The sequence below is a fragment of the Bacteroides faecichinchillae JCM 17102 genome, from assembly GCF_000614145.1.
Taxonomy (GTDB): Bacteria; Bacteroidota; Bacteroidia; order Bacteroidales; family Bacteroidaceae; genus Bacteroides; species Bacteroides faecichinchillae.
The window spans coordinates 1-17306 of the sequence record NZ_BAKK01000029.1 but is presented as its reverse complement, the minus strand read 5'-3'; the positions used below and the strand labels follow the sequence as shown (position 1 = coordinate 17306).

Below are 17306 nucleotides of genomic sequence, written 5' to 3'. Positions count from 1 at the left end.
TAAATTAAAAATACTATTGGTTATTTCTTAGATCTTTTACACGTACAGCTTTTCCTTCACTTTGTGGGAGAGTGCCCTTTTTAACAAGTTTTACTTTAGGAGTAACTAGTATTTCATCTTTTAGTTGGCGGGTGATTTCTTTACGAACTTTTTCCAGTTCAATATAGTTGTCTGTAGATAAATCGCTTAACTCAACTTCAACAATCATTTCATCCTGATTATTAACAGTCTCTAATGTAATGAGGTAGTTGCTACCAAGTTCAGGGAACTGTACCAGAATTTTCTCAACCTGCATTGGGAAGATATTAACTCCTTTTATGATGAACATATCATCACTACGACCTTTGATACGATCAATACGTAAATGAGTACGACCACAAGGACATTTACCTGGAAGAATGCGGGTTAAATCGCGGGTACGATAACGAATTAGAGGCATCATTTCACGATCAAGAGTGGTAAGCACCAATTCTCCGATTTCTCCATCTGGTACAGGTTCACCAGTTTCAGGATCAATGATTTCCACAAGATAACAATCTTCCCAAAAATGCATTCCGTCTTGTTCCTGACATTCGAAAGCAACACCAGGACCATTCATTTCCGTCATGCCAAAGCTATTGTATGCTTTTACTCCTAACATCTTCTCTATCTTCCGGCGTTGTTCATCCGTATGAGGCTCAGCACCAATAACCAGTGTTTTTAATGTTGTACCTGCAGCATCAAGTCCTTCTTCTTGGATAACTTCAGCAAGGCGAATCGCATAACTTGGGATTGCGTGTAAGGCTGTTGTTTTGAAATCATTGATAAACTTAATCTGACGTTTACTGTTTCCGGCTGCGGCAGGTACTGTTAAGCAACCGAGACGTTCGGCGCCATATTGGAAGCCCAATCCTCCTGTAAACATACCATATCCGGAACTGTTTTGGAATACATCAGTTTTTCGAATACCGACCATATAGAGGCAACGAGCTATCAGATTTGCCCAAGAATCAAGGTCATGTTGCGAATGTACGATGACTGTAGGATTTCCGGTTGTACCGCTGGAAGAGTGGATACGTACCCCATCGTTTTTCATGTCGCCTGCCACCAAGCCAAAAGGGTAGTGAGCACGCATATCAGCCTTTGTCGTAAAAGGTATTTTACGAATGTCGTCTAAAGTTTGTATGCTATTTGCAGTGATGCCATGTTTGTTGAAAACTTCTTTATAATATGGAGCATTTGCAGCTATACTGATTGTTTTCCTGAGACGTTGAAGTTGTAATTCATTCAACTTCTCACGACTCATGGTTTCTACTTCTTCTTCCCAGTATTGTGTATTCATAACAATGATAGTTATTGCATTAGTTTTTCTGCAATTTCTTTGCCGGCAGCTAGTGCTTTTAAATTCATTTCAACAATTGCCTCTCCTTTTCGCATGAAGATCTCATGGATACTGTCCTGTATTTTCTCATAAGCGATGCCAAGGAAAGGAATGGTTGCTCCGAGTAATACCATATTAGCAACCCGGATAGAGCCTACTTCTTTGGCAACCTTATCTACATTCAATACAATCTTCTTTGGCAATTTATTGATTTCTGCCATCACTTTATCTTCTTCCGGATAATTGGGGATATTAACAAACGGAGTTTCGTTAGTAACTAACCATCCCTCTGAATGGAGGTAGGGGAGATAACGTAAGCCTTCCATTGGTTCCAATGAAATGATGAGATCACATTTTCCAGAAGGAATTAAATCTGAAGCAATAGGTTGATCACTGATACGAAGGTTAGATTGAACATCTCCACCACGTTGGCTCATTCCATGTACTTCTGCCTGTTTCATGTAAAGTCCTTCTTTTAAGGCTGCTTTTCCGATAACTGTAGCGATAGACAAGATACCTTGTCCACCTACTCCCGATAATATAATATCTTTTTTCATGGCTTATTTACTTCTTTTTTTGCGTGCTAATGTTTGGATACATTCTCTTCGTGGGATAATGACAGATACTCCGCGATATTCAATTTCTTCACGTATAATCTGTTTCATCTCTTCGTAGTTTTTCTTTAATGGAACAACTACGCGGATATGGGCAGGATCTACTCCTAAACCTGTACATATAGCTTCGATACGTCCTGTACCGGCAGAGTCTTGACCACCAGTCATTGCAGTAGTCTCATTATCTGATATAACAATAGTGACATTTGAGTTCTCATTAACGCAGTCCAGTAATCCGGTCATTCCTGAATGAGTGAACGTAGAGTCACCTATTACAGCTACAGATGGATGAAGACCTCCGTCAGCAGCACCTTTTGCCATAGTAATAGAAGCCCCCATGTCTACGCATGAATTAATAGCATTGAAAGGAGCGTTGGCTCCCAACGTATAGCATCCAATATCACTGAATACTTTATGAGAAGGATATTCTTCTTTTAGTACTTCAGTTAGTGTAATATACATATCGCGGTGACCACATCCTTCACAAAGTGCGGGAGGACGCATTTCGACTACTGAAGGTATGCCAAATTCTGATTTATTTTCTTTTCCGACGGCTCGTGCTACAGAATCAGGATTTAATTCTCCATCTTGAGAAAGAGTACCGTCCAAACGGCCTTTGACTTTAATACCAATACCTAAATAACCTTTTAATTGTTTCTCAACAAATGGTTGGCCGTCTTCCAATACCAGAATCTCATCGCAGGATTCGACTAATTGGAGAAGTTGCTTTTTAGGCAAAGGATATTGTCCGATTTTTAGCACTGGATATTCGCATCCTTCGGGATAGTTCTCCATTAAATAATTATAACCGATGCCACAAGCAATAATTCCCAGCTTCTTGTTCGGTCCGTCGATAAACTTGTTGTATGGCGATTCTTCCGATGCTTTGATAAACTCATCTTGGCGTGCAAGTAAAAGCTTATAGCGTTTACGTGCAATTCCCGGCAATAAGATAAATTGGCGTGGATCATCGCTGAATGCAATGTTGTTTTGAGGTTTCTGATCTTCGCGTTTTACTCCGGAACGAGAATGAGCAAGACGAGTTACCATTCGTAATAAAACTGGTTCACCTAATTTTTCAGAGAACTCAAAACCATTGTATACCATGTCATATGCTTCTTGTTGGTTACTCGGTTCGTACATTGGTATAAGTGAAAAATCTCCGTAAAAACGGCTATCTTGTTCGTTTTGGGAGGAGTGCATACTAGGGTCATCGGCTGCTACAACAATCAATCCGCCTTTCACTCCTGTCATTGCTGAGTTTACGAAACAATCGGCAGCTACGTTCATACCTACGTGTTTCATACAAACTAATGCCCGTTTTCCAACAAAAGACATACCTAATGCAGCTTCCATCGCTGTTTTTTCGTTGGCACACCAACGGCTGTGTATGTTCTGCTCGCTTGTAATAGGAGCCATTTGAATATACTCAGTAATTTCTGTAGAAGGAGTCCCCGGATAGGCGTACACACCTGAAAGTCCGGCATCCAAAGCTGCTTGTGCAATGGCTTCATCGCCAAGTAAGAGTTGCTTGCTCATATATAATTTCTTTTATTAGTGTTGATCACAGTTTGTTATTCTATTGGACAAAGATAGCCTTTTCATTTCGTTTTATCACAAATTTACTTGAAAATCTTTCTTTCATTCAGTGCTTTCCAATATTTTCTAGCATTTGCCATATGCTCTGTATAATTGGAAGCAAAGTTATGAGTGCCCGAAAAATCTTCCTTTGCGCACATGTATATGTAGTTATGTTTTGTGTAGTTTAATACACTGTCTATTCCTTTTATTGAAGGAATGCGGATAGGGCCAGGGGGAAGTCCCGTATTTATATATGTGTTATATGGTGAATTTACTTTCAAATTTTCATTCGTAATACGTCGCAAACCAAAGTCTTGCAATGCGAATTTAATGGTAGGATCGGCTTGCAGAGGCATATCTGCTCGTAGGCGATTCATGTATAAACCAGCTACTATTGGCTTTTCTTCATTATTGTTGGTTTCTTCTTCTACGATGGATGCTAGTGTACAGACTTCTGAAGGTGTCATTCCAATAGCTGTGGCTTGAGACAGACGGTCTTTGTTCCAAAAACGTTCGTGTTCTTTTTGCATGCGTTGGAAGAATTCATCAACACTCATGTCCCAATATACTTGATAAGTTTCTGGTATAAAAAGGCATGGGATTGTTTCAATGTTGTAACCCATTTTTTGTTGGAATGTGGAATCAAACAATAGTTTGGCTATTTCAGCCGAATCTATCATTATTTGTTTACCTACACTTCGGGCAAGTCGGTCCATTGTACGAACATTGCCAATAGTGAGATTTATAGGTTTCTGATAACCTCGGGAAATACGGCTAAAGACATGGTAGACATTGTCATTCGGACGGATAATATAGCGCCCTGTATGGATGTTTTGATTGAGTTTTTTATATTTCACCATCCAATCGAAGCCTTTGAGGCTATTAACGTGGCCAACTTGTTTTATCTTGGTATATATTGAGTCAGTGGTGTCATCACGATCTATATATATATAAGTGTTTTTGAAGGATGAAACTGTGGGGCAAATAAATAATAATAGATAGTCCCTCCAGTAATGGTGCAAAGAAGGATTGTCCCTAATAGTACCGTAAATAGAATTTTTTTCTTTTTTTTTCTTCATCTTGTAAGATGTTATTTTTAATGCGACAAAGATAGAAAGAATTTAAATAGATTATTCTGGCCATTGGTGATAATTAGCATATGCCTCTATTTTATTCTCTACTTCATCAGGCAAGGGTGCAAAGAAATCCATACCGGTAAGTTGTTCAACGCTATCTACTGCTACAGCATATGTAGAAAGGGGATTTACTGCTTGTGCATTGTTGAAGATAAAACCAATAGCACGCATAGGTTTTGCAAAAGGAGAGAGAACAACTTTAAAAAATTGCTTTGGTATTGCTATCTTGTTTCTTCCAATTGTTTTTGCATTTTTCTCTACGATAGGACCACAGATAATGATAATTGCACTGTCTGCTATAGCCCAGTCTCGTATTTTTTCTTCCAGGTCTTTCCATCCTCTTCTATTTAATTGAGGATGTTGTGGGCACATATTGCTAAAATAAAAAGACTCTTTCATAACAGTAGGACTCCATTTCATATCTGCTGCAGGTGCCATATGCCCTTTGTCGAAACCGGATCTAGTGTAGTCGGCATTAGTCGCAATCGGACCATTCACTAATGGATCAACAATAAAACGGTTGTTCCTTTTTTCTTTTCCTTGTGTTTCTTTACGAGTTAATTCATAAGAAACCCAGTTGGGAAGCCTTAAGTCTTTATTATAGGAAACAGTGTAGCCTGTGTGATGGATTATTTGTTCTTGCCGGGGTGTTAATGAAATTGGTAATTCTAGGTCTTCTTTATCAAGAACTTGATAAGAGTTATTGATATTTTGTTGCTTACTTTCCTGTTGGATAACTTTAGGTTGCTGCTGGCAATATAGATATATTCCATATAAGACAGGAATAAGAACTATGATTGTAAGTATACATCCTAATTTGTAATTGGAATGTGGGCTTTTGGTAGATGTTTTTCTTCTTTTACTTCGTTTCATTATTTGTTTGAAACACCACTTATTTAAAACGTCTTCTTGACATAAAATTGTCTATAAAACGAACTAGGTATACTATGATAATACCTGCTACAACCATTGCGAAAATACGAGCAATCATAAATCTTGATTTTTTGTTTTACATCAGTTATTGTGAAATTGATCTCTTAACTACATAGGCTATTTTGCGTGATTAACTTCTTTTGTTAAGATGTGCACAAAGATAAAATAAGATGTGCTGATATACAAATATTCATGGGAACAAAAAGTGTAAATGGATTGATAAAAGGTGTAATATAGGAGTTTTGCTTAAAATATAAGATATTTAAAATATCATTAGTATCCTTTTGAAATTGGGACACTTTTCTCTGGCGCATATATAAATTTGTTCAAAACGTTTAGAAGCAAGTATTATATCGTCTTTCGATGTAAAAATAGAGAATTTAGTAGAATATTCGTTATTCGGATCTAATTTTTATATCAACCTCTTTGTTTTTAGTACTTTCCAATAAAATGGCTGATAACTCTATTACCACATCAATAACCATATCAAAATGCAGTTCTTTTGATTCGTTTATACTGAAATAGGCATCTCCTTCATTCACAGAGTCTTCTTTTAACAGAACATTCAAATGAACATCGAATAAAATTTCATTTAATTCGAAATTGCTTTACTCTTGATTTCCGAAATAATTTAGCAATAGAAGGGAATCGTCACATCTACTTACATAATTATCCCATGAGATCGACAAGATTTGATAAAGGAAATCTAGTTCAAGTCTGTTTTTTAATTGTAATACTTAACAATGTTATTGCTACAATTCCATGTCAGAAAATGCCATAAAATCATCTGTTGTTATAAAGGTAATAGCACACATATTTTTACCTTTGGCACTATTCAGTGTCTTGTCGATTTCATGGGGTAATTCTTGGGAACACTTTTTACTAAACTTCTCTTATTTTGCTACATCCATTTTTGTCCTCTTATATTTATGAATTTTCCTAGTTATTAATCAATCATATCGGACACTCTCTTGTCCATCATCGTGATGGCTGAAATTATTGAGTTATTGAAGGAACAAATCAACAGGCTCTTGGATCAAATCGACACTTTGACAAAAGAGGTCTCTTCCCTTAAAAAGGCACTCCTTCAAAAAAACGAATCCCTTAGTAAACAACAACACATTACTAAGGGATTCGCCAAATTTGTATCCAATACATCCGAACAACAAAATACACACCTATACGCAGGTCGGTCGTCTGTTTGAGGGAAAGACTCCGGCTTCGACTTTCTTGAACTCCAGCTATGACGGTTCATATATTGCCGGTTTGATGGAATAACGTTACATCCAATAGTTGCCAGTCGAAAGAATCATCAACTACTTTGAAAGCCATGGCTTTACGCTGAAGAAACCCACGTCACATTAGGTTGATAGAAAGAGCCTCAGACCTCTTCGAAAACCTTTCTAAATGTATCTGACAAACCGTATTAAGTGATGCTTATAAGGCAGTTTGAAACCTATTACAAAATACTTGTTCAGGAAAAGAACAGTAAGGGGAAAGGAGTACGGAAAGGATATCTTTGGGTGGTTGTCGGCATAAACACTAGGGTGATACATCTACTTTATGATGACGGCTCCAGATCTGAAAAGGTTATCCTTAACGAATTAGACTGTTGTAAGAACATCATACAAAGTGACGGCTACTCAGTTTACCAGAAACTCGAAAGTGATGTCTATCTCAATATCAAACGTATCCCATGTTTACAACATATAAAACGGAAATTTATAGATTGCGGCGAAAATGATCCGTAGGCAAAAAGAATCGTGGAACTGATAAACAAACTTTATCAAAATGAGTACAAGCATACAGTTGGGGCTAGCGGATGGACGGTAGAACAGAATCTTATACATCGTAAAAAGTATGCGCCTTACATACTCGGAGAAATAAAAGATGTACTTGATGAATTAAGGCGGGAATTGTTATCCGAGAGCGAACTGCAGGAAGACATTACCTATCTTCGCAATGAGTGGAATGCCGTAGTGAACATCTTTGACTATGGAATACCTGTCTTGACAACAATATTGTTGAACGGATGAACCGTTCCATATCCCTATCAAGAAGAAACTCATTGTTCTTCGGTAGCCATAAGGGGGCCGAACGAGGTGCTATACTCTACACGATAGCACTCACTTGCCGAATGCATAAAGTGAGTTTATTTGAGTATTTCACGAAAGTGATAAACAGAACCGCCGAATGGCAATCCAATACACCACTTGAAAAATACAGGGAACTGCTTCCTGATAAATGGGAAAGGGCTAATGGCTAAACAAAGCAAATTAGGCTTTGTATTTTTGTACACAATATAGAAGCTAGGAGACGCTTACATTGAAATGTTAATAATACATTAATTAGCTATAAAATACGCTTGAAAAATTAACCTCCTCACACTTCAAACAGGAGCACACACGCAATATACACCATACAATGAGTGTCTTTTCATAGTATGCATAATCTAGAATCCCCCAAATAGCACATCAATCAGAAATATCAGGCGTATAATATATACACTTGGTTTTCATATTTTATTAACTTTCAAGACTACAACATTGCAAAGATAAAGCTCCTCTCTAAAAAATCGACTGTTTAGTGATAAAAAGACATAACCTCCTCTTTATATTATCATAAATTTCCGTACTTTTGCGAAAAATTTAAAAAACATTCAATACAAAAAGATGAAAAGAACAGTTATCAAATGCCTTGTCACGTTGTGTTGCATGGCGTTTACTATGCCTACTATGGCACAGTTCAATTTAAAAAAAGCTATTGATGGTGCCGCCAAGGCTACCAAAGCTGTAACTCTTACAGATGAAGAAATGAGAGAGTATGTAAAAGAGTACATAGATTGGATGGATGAGCACAACCAAGTGTGTGCAGATGACAACGAATATACCGTCCGTCTAAAAAGACTGACAGAAGGTTTGACCGATGTAGAGGGTGTTCCTTTGAACTTTAAGGTTTATTATGTAATTGACGTGAATGCCTTTGCGTGTGCAGACGGAAGTATACGTGTATTCTCTTCACTGATGGATATCATGAGTGATGAAGAACTATTGGGTGTCATTGGTCATGAAGTAGGACACATTGCACACAAAGATTCCAAAAAAGGATTCCGTACAGCTCTACTCACCTCTGCACTGAAAGACGGCATTTCTTCACAGGGTGGTACTGCAGCTAAGCTAACTGACTCACAATTGGGCGACTTAGGTGAGGCATTGGTAAACTCCACCTATTCACAAAAGCAAGAACGTGATGCTGATGATTACGGATATGAATTTCTACAAAAATCGGGTAAGAATCCATGGGCAATGGCCCTCTCTTTCCGCAGGTTGAAGCAGATGCAAGATGAAGCTGGAGCCAAAAAGAATAATAAGCTGAACCAGTTGTTCTCTACCCATCCAGACCTAGATATCCGTATTAAACGTATGGAAGAGCGTGCTACTTCTGAAGGTATACAGGCCCCTACAGCAGCTAAATAACTAATGTATTAAAAATCACTTTAATAAAGTGATATATCATATGTTCTCACTTTTTATGTAAGTCGTATTACTTACCTGATTTTGCCCAATTCGTTTTCCAAGTTATTTAATTGAAAGCAGAATTGGGCAATTTATATATCCAAAGAAATAGGGTTCCTGCTTAAAGAAATGTGGATCTAAACAAAAGTGACTTATGAAAGAAATGTCACTGACTTTCCTGAAAGATCGAAATAATTCCCCGTATATTCTCGACATACTTTAGTCTATCAATGTATTATCTAAACGAGTAACAACTTTCCCTTCATACCGTTGGCAAGAATCATTAAGGAATTATAATATTTATTCTTTTTCTTGAGATATAGGCATAAAAAAAGGAGTACCGCTGTACTCCAACCTTTGTTAACCTTAAATCTAATACTATGAAAAACACAATGCAAAGATACGGACTTTCTGCATAATGGCAAATAATCCAAGAAAAAGAGTATGTTATATAACACAGATTAAGTTTTTTGTGACTCGTATTAACGGTTATTTGTTTTTTGATTTCATTATATGAAATCAAATTTCTATCTTTACGCGAATTTTAGTTCACTAATACTTACATCAATAAACATGAAAAAGAATTTTTTAGGGCAATGGATGTTATTGACCATTGTATGTTTGGGACTTTCGGTAGGAGAGACTTATGCGCAAAAGTATGAATTTGCAAATTTCAAGCGTTTTGCAAAAGACAATTCTGAATTGTCGAAACCCACAAAGAAGGATAAAAGAGTCGTTTTTATGGGGAATTCTATTACAGAAGGTTGGATAAATACGCATCCCGACTTTTTTAAAAAGAATGTATATCAGTCGTGGTATAGGTGGACAGACCTCTTATCAATTTTTGTTGCGCTTTCGCGAAGATGTGATTAATCTTTCTCCTGCTTTGGTAGTGATCAATGCCGGTACTAATGATGTAGCAGAAAATACTGGACCTTATGTCGAGGATTATACATTTGGAAATATTGTTTCTATGGTAGAACTGGCTAAAGCAAATAAAATAAAAGTGATTTTGACTTCAGTGTTGCCAGCTGCCGGTTTTGGATGGAATCCAAAAATTACTGATGCTCCTCAAAAGATAAAAGCATTAAATAAACGGATTGAGGCCTATGCTAAAGCTAATAAAATTCCATATGTAGATTATTATCAATCAATGGTTGTTCCTGAAACTTTGGCTATGAATCCTGAATATGCAAGAGCTGGAGATGGGGTACATCCGGTAAGCAAGGGATATGATGTGATGGAAGGTTTGATTAAGGTAGCAATTGATAAGGCGCTTTAATAAGTAGATATTTGTAATATGTAATATAGTTGAAATGCCACTTGATTATTTTTTCAAGTGGCATTTTTTATTGTAGTATGATTGTAGGGAAATTCAGAATTATCATGTAAATTTGTGGTATATTTAAAATTTAATAGTTATGATTAGACTGAATGTTTTTATTCAAGTAAGTGAAAGTAATCGTGCAGCATTGTTGAAGGCTGCAAAAGATTGGTAGCTTCTTCTCTGAAGGATGGAGGCTGTATTGCATATGATATATTTGAGAGTTCCACGCGTCCAGACATTCTCATGATTTGTGAAACATGGCTGATGAGGAGTCATTAGCTGCTCACGAAAAGGCAGTACACTTTGTGACTTTGGTTCCTAAAATACAGACCCTGGGTACAATGAAGATAGAAAAATTTACTTTCTAGGATTGCAAATAATGTAATAAAATTACCACAGAATGCTCTGATTCGCACTGATAAAATATTAAATATATGATATTTATGATCTGTGAGAATGTGGGTAATCTGTGGTAAGAAAATAATCATTCATTTTTCCTTTTCATATTTTTGTTCAGAGTTTAGACATTATTTCTTTCCAACCGGATACTCTTTTATATTTTTCAACATTCGTAGATTGGCTGATATTGGGTGTCTTGTGCATCCCTAATAAGGTCTAACAGCACTGGAGCGTGAGGAGGCTATAGTAAAGAGGTTAATGACGGAACGTGCTCAAAAAAGAATCGTTTTGGCAGTTAGTCATAAACTATATAAAGCAGAAGATCTTTGTTAGGAGATGTGGCTACTTGGTGACAGAAGATGCTAAAGTTGAATCTATTAGGGAACATTGGGCGAAAGCTTCATATACACTCTTATAATCAGTTTTGATATAAGATTTTTCTTTTTTAACAGAAATACGAATCCAAATTGGATAATTTCCCTCTGAATTTGACTTTGCTTTTAAAATAATAAATGGTTATGTTACCATATTTATAAGTTTTAGACACTCTTTTCGGATACTCCTATTATTTTACCCGCGAAAAATACCACTTTTTTTTATAACCAACCGGCTTTATTGTTGAAAGGTAATAAATTGAAAAGCAGCGTTTTAGCTGCTTTTTTCATTTGAGAGCCGCTAGCCAGACTTGAACTGGCGACCTACGCGTTACGAATGCGTTGCTCTACCAACTGAGCTATAGCGGCATTGTCTCTCGTTTACGGCGTGCAAAATTACAGCTTTATTTGAAAAAACAAAAAGAAATGAAGTCTTTTTCTTGCTTTAATTAAAATGTAGTGGCCTTTTTTGAACACTGTTTTGTGATACTGTCACAATAGGGGCAATATAGTGACGGTATTTATAGAGTATACCGACACTATACTTATATCATAGCGTTACTATAATTGTATCGAGGACTGAAAACATTATTTTAGCTTTCAAACATTCTGCTACGTGCCAACATACAAGCTCCGACAATCCCAGCTTTGTCTTTTAGTTTGGATGTGACAATGGCGGAATCTTTATTGACTAAATTCAAGGAATATTTGCGTACCGCAGTTTTGATTGGTTGTGTGATATAATCACCAGTCAATGATACTGTGCCACCTATAATGACTAATTCCGGATTAAAAATATTGATTAATCCAGCTATTTGTTTTCCTAACTTTTGCCCTATTTCTTCAACGATCTCAATGCATAATAAATCCTCCTTGTTTACTGAAGCGATAATCTCGTCAAGAGTAATGGGATTCTCTTCTGAGGATATTCGGGTTGATAGAATAGAACTTTCTCCATTTTTAATACGTTCCAATAAAATACGATGGAGAGCAGAACCGGAAGCTTCGGTTTCCAGACAACCCTTTTTCCCACAATGGCAAATAATCTCATTATCGTAAGCACTGATATGTCCGAATTCTCCAGAAAAACCTGACTTTCCAGTGTAAACCTTGCCATCAATGATAATTCCGATACCTATTCCCCAGCTGACATTTACAAAAATAATATCTTTTTCTCCTTTGACACAGCCTTGCATGTATTCCCCATAAGTCATAGCACGTGTATCGTTATCAACAGTAACTTTATAACCAAGCTTCTCTGATAAAACATCTGCTAATGGGCGTTCTTCAAAGTTAAACTGGCTGAAACTATAGCCTGATTCAGGATTAACCCGCCTGATAAATTTACATTGATATTGAGAATCTTCTCTTTATTAATGGTGAGTTTTTTTATAAAACTGAGAATGAGCCGGCATAACTCATTCATTCCTTCTACTGAATTCTCGAAATTATAAGGTATATTCATTTTCAGCTCCACCATATCTCCTTTAAAATTGATCAACCCTATGTTGATTGCAAACCGTTTTATGTCCACCCCTATAAAATAACCAGATTCAGGGTTTAGTCCGTAGAGGTTCGGATGGCGTCCACCGCTAGTTTCTAGTTTTCCGTAATCGTTAATATATCCGTCTTCGCACATTTCGCCAATAAATTTAGTAACGGTGGGTACGCTTAAATCCAGCTCTTTTGAAAGATCGGGGATAGTAGAACTGCCATTATATATATAATGTGTAATTATCCGCTTTTTGACAAGGGCGCTTTTGGAGCCCATTTCGATTTCCTTCAAGAATTGTTGGTTCATATGTCTTATTCATTTTTGTAATGTCTACAAAGATAATTAATTTTTTTATTAAATACAGGGAATTATAATAGAAAAGTTATAATTGGAGGAAGTAGGCTTTAATATATTAGGATTGAAGAGAGTTTCCATACTGATTGTGACTTGATTATATTATATATAATAAGGTATAAAGACGTTTCTCCTCTAATGATTGAGAAATATTCTCGTTATATTAATGAAATATGTATTTAATATAAACTTTAATAATAAAATAATTTATTATCTATTGTTTATTTAATAAATATAAGTATATTTGTGGCGTGATATTAATTAAGATACGTTGTAACCAAATGATTCTGAAATGAAAAACCTCTTCCAAATCTTCTACGGTATGCTTTTGATGGTATTCGCTATCTCTTGTACATGTTCAGGAGAAAATAATGTAGATATACTTGTTGTAGGTGGTGGTGCCAGTGGTGTAACTTCAGGTATACAAGCTGCACGTATGGGGGCGACCACTTTGGTTGTAGAAGAGAGCTCCTGGTTAGGGGGAATGCTAACATCTGCAGGGGTAAGTGCAATAGACGGAAATTATAATTTACCAGCAGGACTTTGGGGAGAATTTAAAACTAGATTAGCAGATTATTATGGTGGATTAGATTCACTGAATACAGGTTGGGTAAGTAAAGTCCTTTTTGAACCTTCGGTTGGAAATAAAATTTTTCACGAAATGGTGGAAGCCGAGAAAAATCTTAAAGTATGGAAGCATGCTCATCTTAAAGAGATAAAAAGAGAAGGAGATAAGTGGATTGCTAAAGTGAGTGTCGAAGGAGAAGGAATTAAAATCGTTCAGGCCAAAATACTGATTGACGCTACAGAGCTAGGAGATGTGGCTAAAATGTGTGGAGTGAAATACGATATTGGTATGGAAAGCCGAGAAAATACACATGAAGATATTGCTCCTAAGAAAAAGAATAATATTGTGCAGGATATCACTTATGTTGCAATATTAAAAGACTATGGGAGAGATGTTACAATTCCAAGACCGAATGGATACAATCCTAACGAGTTTGCTTGTTCCTGTGCAAATCCGATATGCACAACTCCTAAGGAACCGGATCGTGTATGGTCAAAAGAGATGATGATGACTTACGGAAAACTTCCGAATCAGAAGTATATGATTAACTGGCCGATAGAAGGCAATGATTATTATATCAATTTGATTGAAATGACTCCTGAAGAGCGTACACATGCTTTGGAGAATGCCAAACATTATACAATGTGTTTTATCTATTTTATACAACATGAATTAGGGTATAATACACTAGGTTTGGCAGATGACGAATTTCCTACAGCAGATAAACTCCCTTTTATTCCTTACCATAGGGAGTCCAGAAGAATTCATGGACTGGTTCGTTTTGATTTGAATCAAATAATAAATCCATATACACAGAAAGAGAAATTATATCGTACTTGTATTGCGGTGGGAGATTATCCGGTAGACCATCATCATGCCCGTTATCATGGTTATGAAGAATTGCCCAATCTCTATTTTCATCCAGTGCCTTCATTTGGTCTACCTTTAGGAACATTAATACCTCAAAATGTGGAAGGATTGATTGTGGCAGAAAAGTCAATTTCTGTATCTAATATTGTTAATGGAGCAACGCGTTTACAACCTGTTGTTCTACAGATCGGACAGGCAGCTGGTGCTTTGGGTGCATTGGCGTTAAATCACAATCAGAAAGTCAGTGAAGTACCGGTTCGTGATGTTCAGAATGCTATCTTAAATGCAAAAGGATATTTACTTCCTTATTTAGATGTTCCTGTGACAGATGTTAAATTTGCTTCATATCAGCGTATTGGTGCTACAGGCATATTAAAGGGAGTAGGAAAGAATGTTGATTGGTCTAATCAAACTTGGTTGAAAGCTGATACTGTATTATTAACATCCGGATTAGAAGGCTTATCCGATATATTTCCCGCTGCAAAAGAAAAACTGAAAAAGTTGGGAGCAGAGACACTAAGTATTCAGGAAGCTATTCAACTTATTCAGGAAATAGGGAATGAAGAAAACTTGGATATCACAGCAGATCCGGAGACTATTTGGAGAACTTTCAAATTACAGGATTTGAATATGACACGAAATATATTGAGAGGAGAAATGGCGATTCTAATCGATCAGATGTTAGACCCTTTCAATCAAAAACAAGTGAACATTACTGGAGAGTTTATTCAATAGGGTACATATATAAAATAAAACAAAAATTGAAACTATGGAAACGAATAATCGTAGAGATTTTTTAAAAAAGGCTGCTTTAGCTGGGGCTTCTGCTTTGGTTGCACCTTCATTATTTGCGGCTAATGAAGAGGGGAGGAGAGAGTCCTCTCCGGCAGATATGGCTGGAAATTTAGAAAGTAGACTAATTGTTCCTAAAAATAATGGTTTAAAGATAACCGGAACTTTTTTGGATGAGATTTCTCATGATATTCCTCATCAAAACTGGGGAGAAAAAGAATGGGACCGAGATTTTCAGCATATGAAGAGAATTGGCATTGATACAGTAATCATGATCCGTTCCGGTTACCGTAAGTTTATGACTTATCCCTCTCCTTATCTTTTGAAGAAAGGATGTTATATGCCGTCGGTAGATTTAGTGGATATGTATTTGCGTCTAGCTGAAAAGTATAAAATGAAATTCTATTTTGGTTTATATGATTCCGGACGCTATTGGGATACTGGAGATTTGAGTTGGGAGATTGAGGATAACAAATATGTAATTGACGAAGTATGGAAGATGTACGGTGAGAAATATAAAAGTTTCGGAGGCTGGTACATCAGTGGAGAAATTAGTCGGGCGACAAAAGGGGCAATTGATGCTTTTCATTCAATGGGTAAACAGTGCAAGGATGTTTCTAATGGTCTCCCGACTTTTATTTCTCCATGGATTGATGGTAAGAAAGCTATTATGGGTACAGATAAACTGACCAAAGAAGATGCAGTTTCTGTGCAACAACACGAAAAGGAATGGAATGAAATTTTTGATGGTATTCATGATGTGGTAGATGCGTGTGCTTTTCAGGATGGTCATATTGACTATGATGAATTAGATGAGTTCTTTACTGTAAATAAAAAGTTGGCAGATAAGTACGGTATGAAATGTTGGACAAACGCAGAGACTTTGGATCGTGATATGCTTATTCGTTTTCTACCCATTAAATTTGATAAACTTCGAATGAAACTTGAGGCTGCTAAACGAGCTGGATATGACAAGGCTATTACTTTTGAATTCTCTCATTTTATGAGTCCTCAATCCGCTTATTTGCAGGCAGGGCATTTATATGATAGATATAGAGAGTATTTTGAAATTAAATAAAGTACACTATGAAGTCTACCATTAATTTTAGTTATCTTATATTCCTATCAGTTGTAGCTGCACTAGGAGGATTTTTGTTCGGATATGATACTGCTGTCATATCCGGAACAATAGCTCAGGTGACTCAACTTTTCCAATTGGATGCAATGCAACAAGGTTGGTATGTAGGATGCGCTTTAGTAGGATCTATTATAGGTGTTCTTTTCGCTGGAATTTTGAGTGATAAGCTGGGACGAAAAATGACGATGGTTATTTCCGCTGTCTTATTTTCTACATCAGCTTTGGGATGTGCCATTTCTGCTGACTTTATACAATTAGTTATATATCGTATTATAGGTGGTGTTGGAATTGGTGTTGTTTCTATTGTTTCTCCTCTTTATATTTCAGAAGTTTCGGTAGCACAATACAGAGGCCGTTTAGTATCTCTTTATCAATTGGCTGTTACGGTAGGTTTCTTAGGAGCTTATTTAGTCAATTATCAGTTGTTATCATGGGTTGAAAGTGGTGCTCACTTGGATATATTCTGGCTCAATAAAATATTCGTTTCTGAAGTATGGAGAGGAATGTTAGGAATGGAAACATTACCTGCTATACTATTCTTCATTATTATATTCTTTATTCCAGAGAGTCCACGATGGTTGATCGTTAGAGGAAAAGAGGAAAAAGCTATCAATATTTTAGAGAGAATATATAACTCGATTTCAGAAGCTAAATGTCAATTAAGCGAAACAAAATCAGTCCTGACCTCTGAGACAAAATCAGAATGGGCATTACTGATGAAGCCGGGAATTCTTAAGGCAGTTATCATTGGTGTGTGTATAGCCATTTTAGGTCAGTTTATGGGAGTGAACGCCGTACTATATTATGGCCCTTCCATCTTCGAAGATGCAGGGCTTTCAGGGGGAGATTC

10 protein-coding genes, 1 tRNA gene and 5 pseudogenes are annotated in these 17306 nt (G+C 36.6%); 7 read left to right on the top strand and 9 right to left on the bottom strand.

Going from position 1 to position 17306, the window contains the following annotated elements; genetic code table 11:
• Positions 1–13: 13 nt before the first annotated feature.
• From JCM17102_RS14145 to JCM17102_RS31805, 6 genes and pseudogenes are all read right to left on the bottom strand, one after another.
• Positions 14–1321, bottom strand: a complete 1308-nt coding sequence (locus JCM17102_RS14145) for a phenylacetate--CoA ligase (RefSeq protein WP_025075614.1) — start codon at positions 1319–1321, stop codon at positions 14–16.
• Between the two features lie 11 nt (positions 1322–1332).
• Positions 1333–1917, bottom strand: coding sequence for an indolepyruvate oxidoreductase subunit beta (locus JCM17102_RS14140; protein WP_025075613.1), 585 nt, complete (start codon positions 1915–1917; stop codon positions 1333–1335).
• A 3-nt stretch (positions 1918–1920) separates the two neighbouring features.
• Positions 1921–3513, bottom strand: a complete 1593-nt coding sequence (locus JCM17102_RS14135; protein WP_025075612.1) for a thiamine pyrophosphate-dependent enzyme — start codon at positions 3511–3513, stop codon at positions 1921–1923.
• 83 nt (positions 3514–3596) lie between these two features.
• Positions 3597–4612 (bottom strand): annotated as a pseudogene (gene mltG / locus JCM17102_RS27755) (endolytic transglycosylase MltG).
• 73 nt (positions 4613–4685) lie between these two features.
• Positions 4686–5564 carry a DNA/RNA non-specific endonuclease gene (locus JCM17102_RS14125; protein ID WP_025075611.1) on the bottom strand — a complete coding sequence of 293 codons (879 nt, stop codon included), beginning with the start codon at positions 5562–5564 and terminating at the stop codon, positions 4686–4688.
• A gap of 455 nt (positions 5565–6019) precedes the next feature.
• Positions 6020–6166, bottom strand: a complete 147-nt coding sequence (locus tag JCM17102_RS31805) for an imm68 putative immunity domain-containing protein (protein WP_245798582.1) — start codon at positions 6164–6166, stop codon at positions 6020–6022.
• Between the two features lie 444 nt (positions 6167–6610).
• On the opposite strand from JCM17102_RS31805, the pseudogene tnpC reads away from it, so the two are divergent.
• The 4 genes and pseudogenes from tnpC (at position 6611) to JCM17102_RS27740 (ending at position 10834) form a co-directional block, all read left to right on the top strand.
• Positions 6611–7890: pseudogene (gene tnpC, locus JCM17102_RS27750) on the top strand (IS66 family transposase).
• Between the two features lie 406 nt (positions 7891–8296).
• A complete protein-coding gene (locus JCM17102_RS14095; protein ID WP_025075606.1) occupies positions 8297–9100 on the top strand; it encodes a M48 family metallopeptidase in 804 nt (267 codons plus the stop codon).
• A 612-nt stretch (positions 9101–9712) separates the two neighbouring features.
• Positions 9713–10421 (top strand): annotated as a pseudogene (locus tag JCM17102_RS27745) (SGNH/GDSL hydrolase family protein).
• A 139-nt stretch (positions 10422–10560) separates the two neighbouring features.
• A pseudogene (locus JCM17102_RS27740) lies at positions 10561–10834 on the top strand (putative quinol monooxygenase).
• A 373-nt stretch (positions 10835–11207) separates the two neighbouring features.
• Here the strand turns inward: JCM17102_RS27740 and JCM17102_RS32520 are convergent.
• From JCM17102_RS32520 to JCM17102_RS27735, 3 genes and pseudogenes are all read right to left on the bottom strand, one after another.
• Positions 11208–11333: a hypothetical protein gene (locus tag JCM17102_RS32520; RefSeq protein ID WP_373278898.1), complete on the bottom strand. Its 126-nt coding sequence runs from the start codon at positions 11331–11333 to the stop codon at positions 11208–11210.
• Positions 11334–11535: 202 nt separating this feature from the next.
• Positions 11536–11608: transfer RNA gene (locus JCM17102_RS14080), tRNA-Thr, on the bottom strand.
• Positions 11609–11832: 224 nt separating this feature from the next.
• Positions 11833–13040 (bottom strand): annotated as a pseudogene (locus tag JCM17102_RS27735) (ROK family transcriptional regulator).
• 340 nt (positions 13041–13380) lie between these two features.
• On the opposite strand from JCM17102_RS27735, the gene JCM17102_RS14070 reads away from it, so the two are divergent.
• From JCM17102_RS14070 to JCM17102_RS14060, 3 genes are all read left to right on the top strand, one after another.
• A complete protein-coding gene (locus JCM17102_RS14070) occupies positions 13381–15261 on the top strand; it encodes an FAD-dependent oxidoreductase (RefSeq protein ID WP_025075605.1) in 1881 nt (626 codons plus the stop codon).
• A 34-nt stretch (positions 15262–15295) separates the two neighbouring features.
• Positions 15296–16396: a DUF4434 domain-containing protein gene (locus JCM17102_RS14065; RefSeq protein WP_025075604.1), complete on the top strand. Its 1101-nt coding sequence runs from the start codon at positions 15296–15298 to the stop codon at positions 16394–16396.
• Between the two features lie 8 nt (positions 16397–16404).
• A partial coding sequence (locus tag JCM17102_RS14060; protein WP_025075603.1) for an MFS transporter occupies positions 16405–17306 on the top strand: 902 nt, incomplete at its 3' end.

What these genes read in the sequence shown, in the direction of transcription:
- JCM17102_RS14145 (WP_025075614.1), bottom strand. Translation starts at nt 1,321, where the DNA reads ATGAATACACAATACTGGGAAGAAGAAGTAGAAACCATGAGTCGTGAG.
- JCM17102_RS14140 (WP_025075613.1), bottom strand. Translation starts at nt 1,917, where the DNA reads ATGAAAAAAGATATTATATTATCGGGAGTAGGTGGACAAGGTATCTTG.
- JCM17102_RS14135 (WP_025075612.1), bottom strand. Translation starts at nt 3,513, where the DNA reads ATGAGCAAGCAACTCTTACTTGGCGATGAAGCCATTGCACAAGCAGCT.
- JCM17102_RS14125 (WP_025075611.1), bottom strand. Translation starts at nt 5,564, where the DNA reads ATGAAACGAAGTAAAAGAAGAAAAACATCTACCAAAAGCCCACATTCC.
- JCM17102_RS14095 (WP_025075606.1), top strand. Translation starts at nt 8,297, where the DNA reads ATGAAAAGAACAGTTATCAAATGCCTTGTCACGTTGTGTTGCATGGCG.
- JCM17102_RS14070 (WP_025075605.1), top strand. Translation starts at nt 13,381, where the DNA reads ATGAAAAACCTCTTCCAAATCTTCTACGGTATGCTTTTGATGGTATTC.
- JCM17102_RS14065 (WP_025075604.1), top strand. Translation starts at nt 15,296, where the DNA reads ATGGAAACGAATAATCGTAGAGATTTTTTAAAAAAGGCTGCTTTAGCT.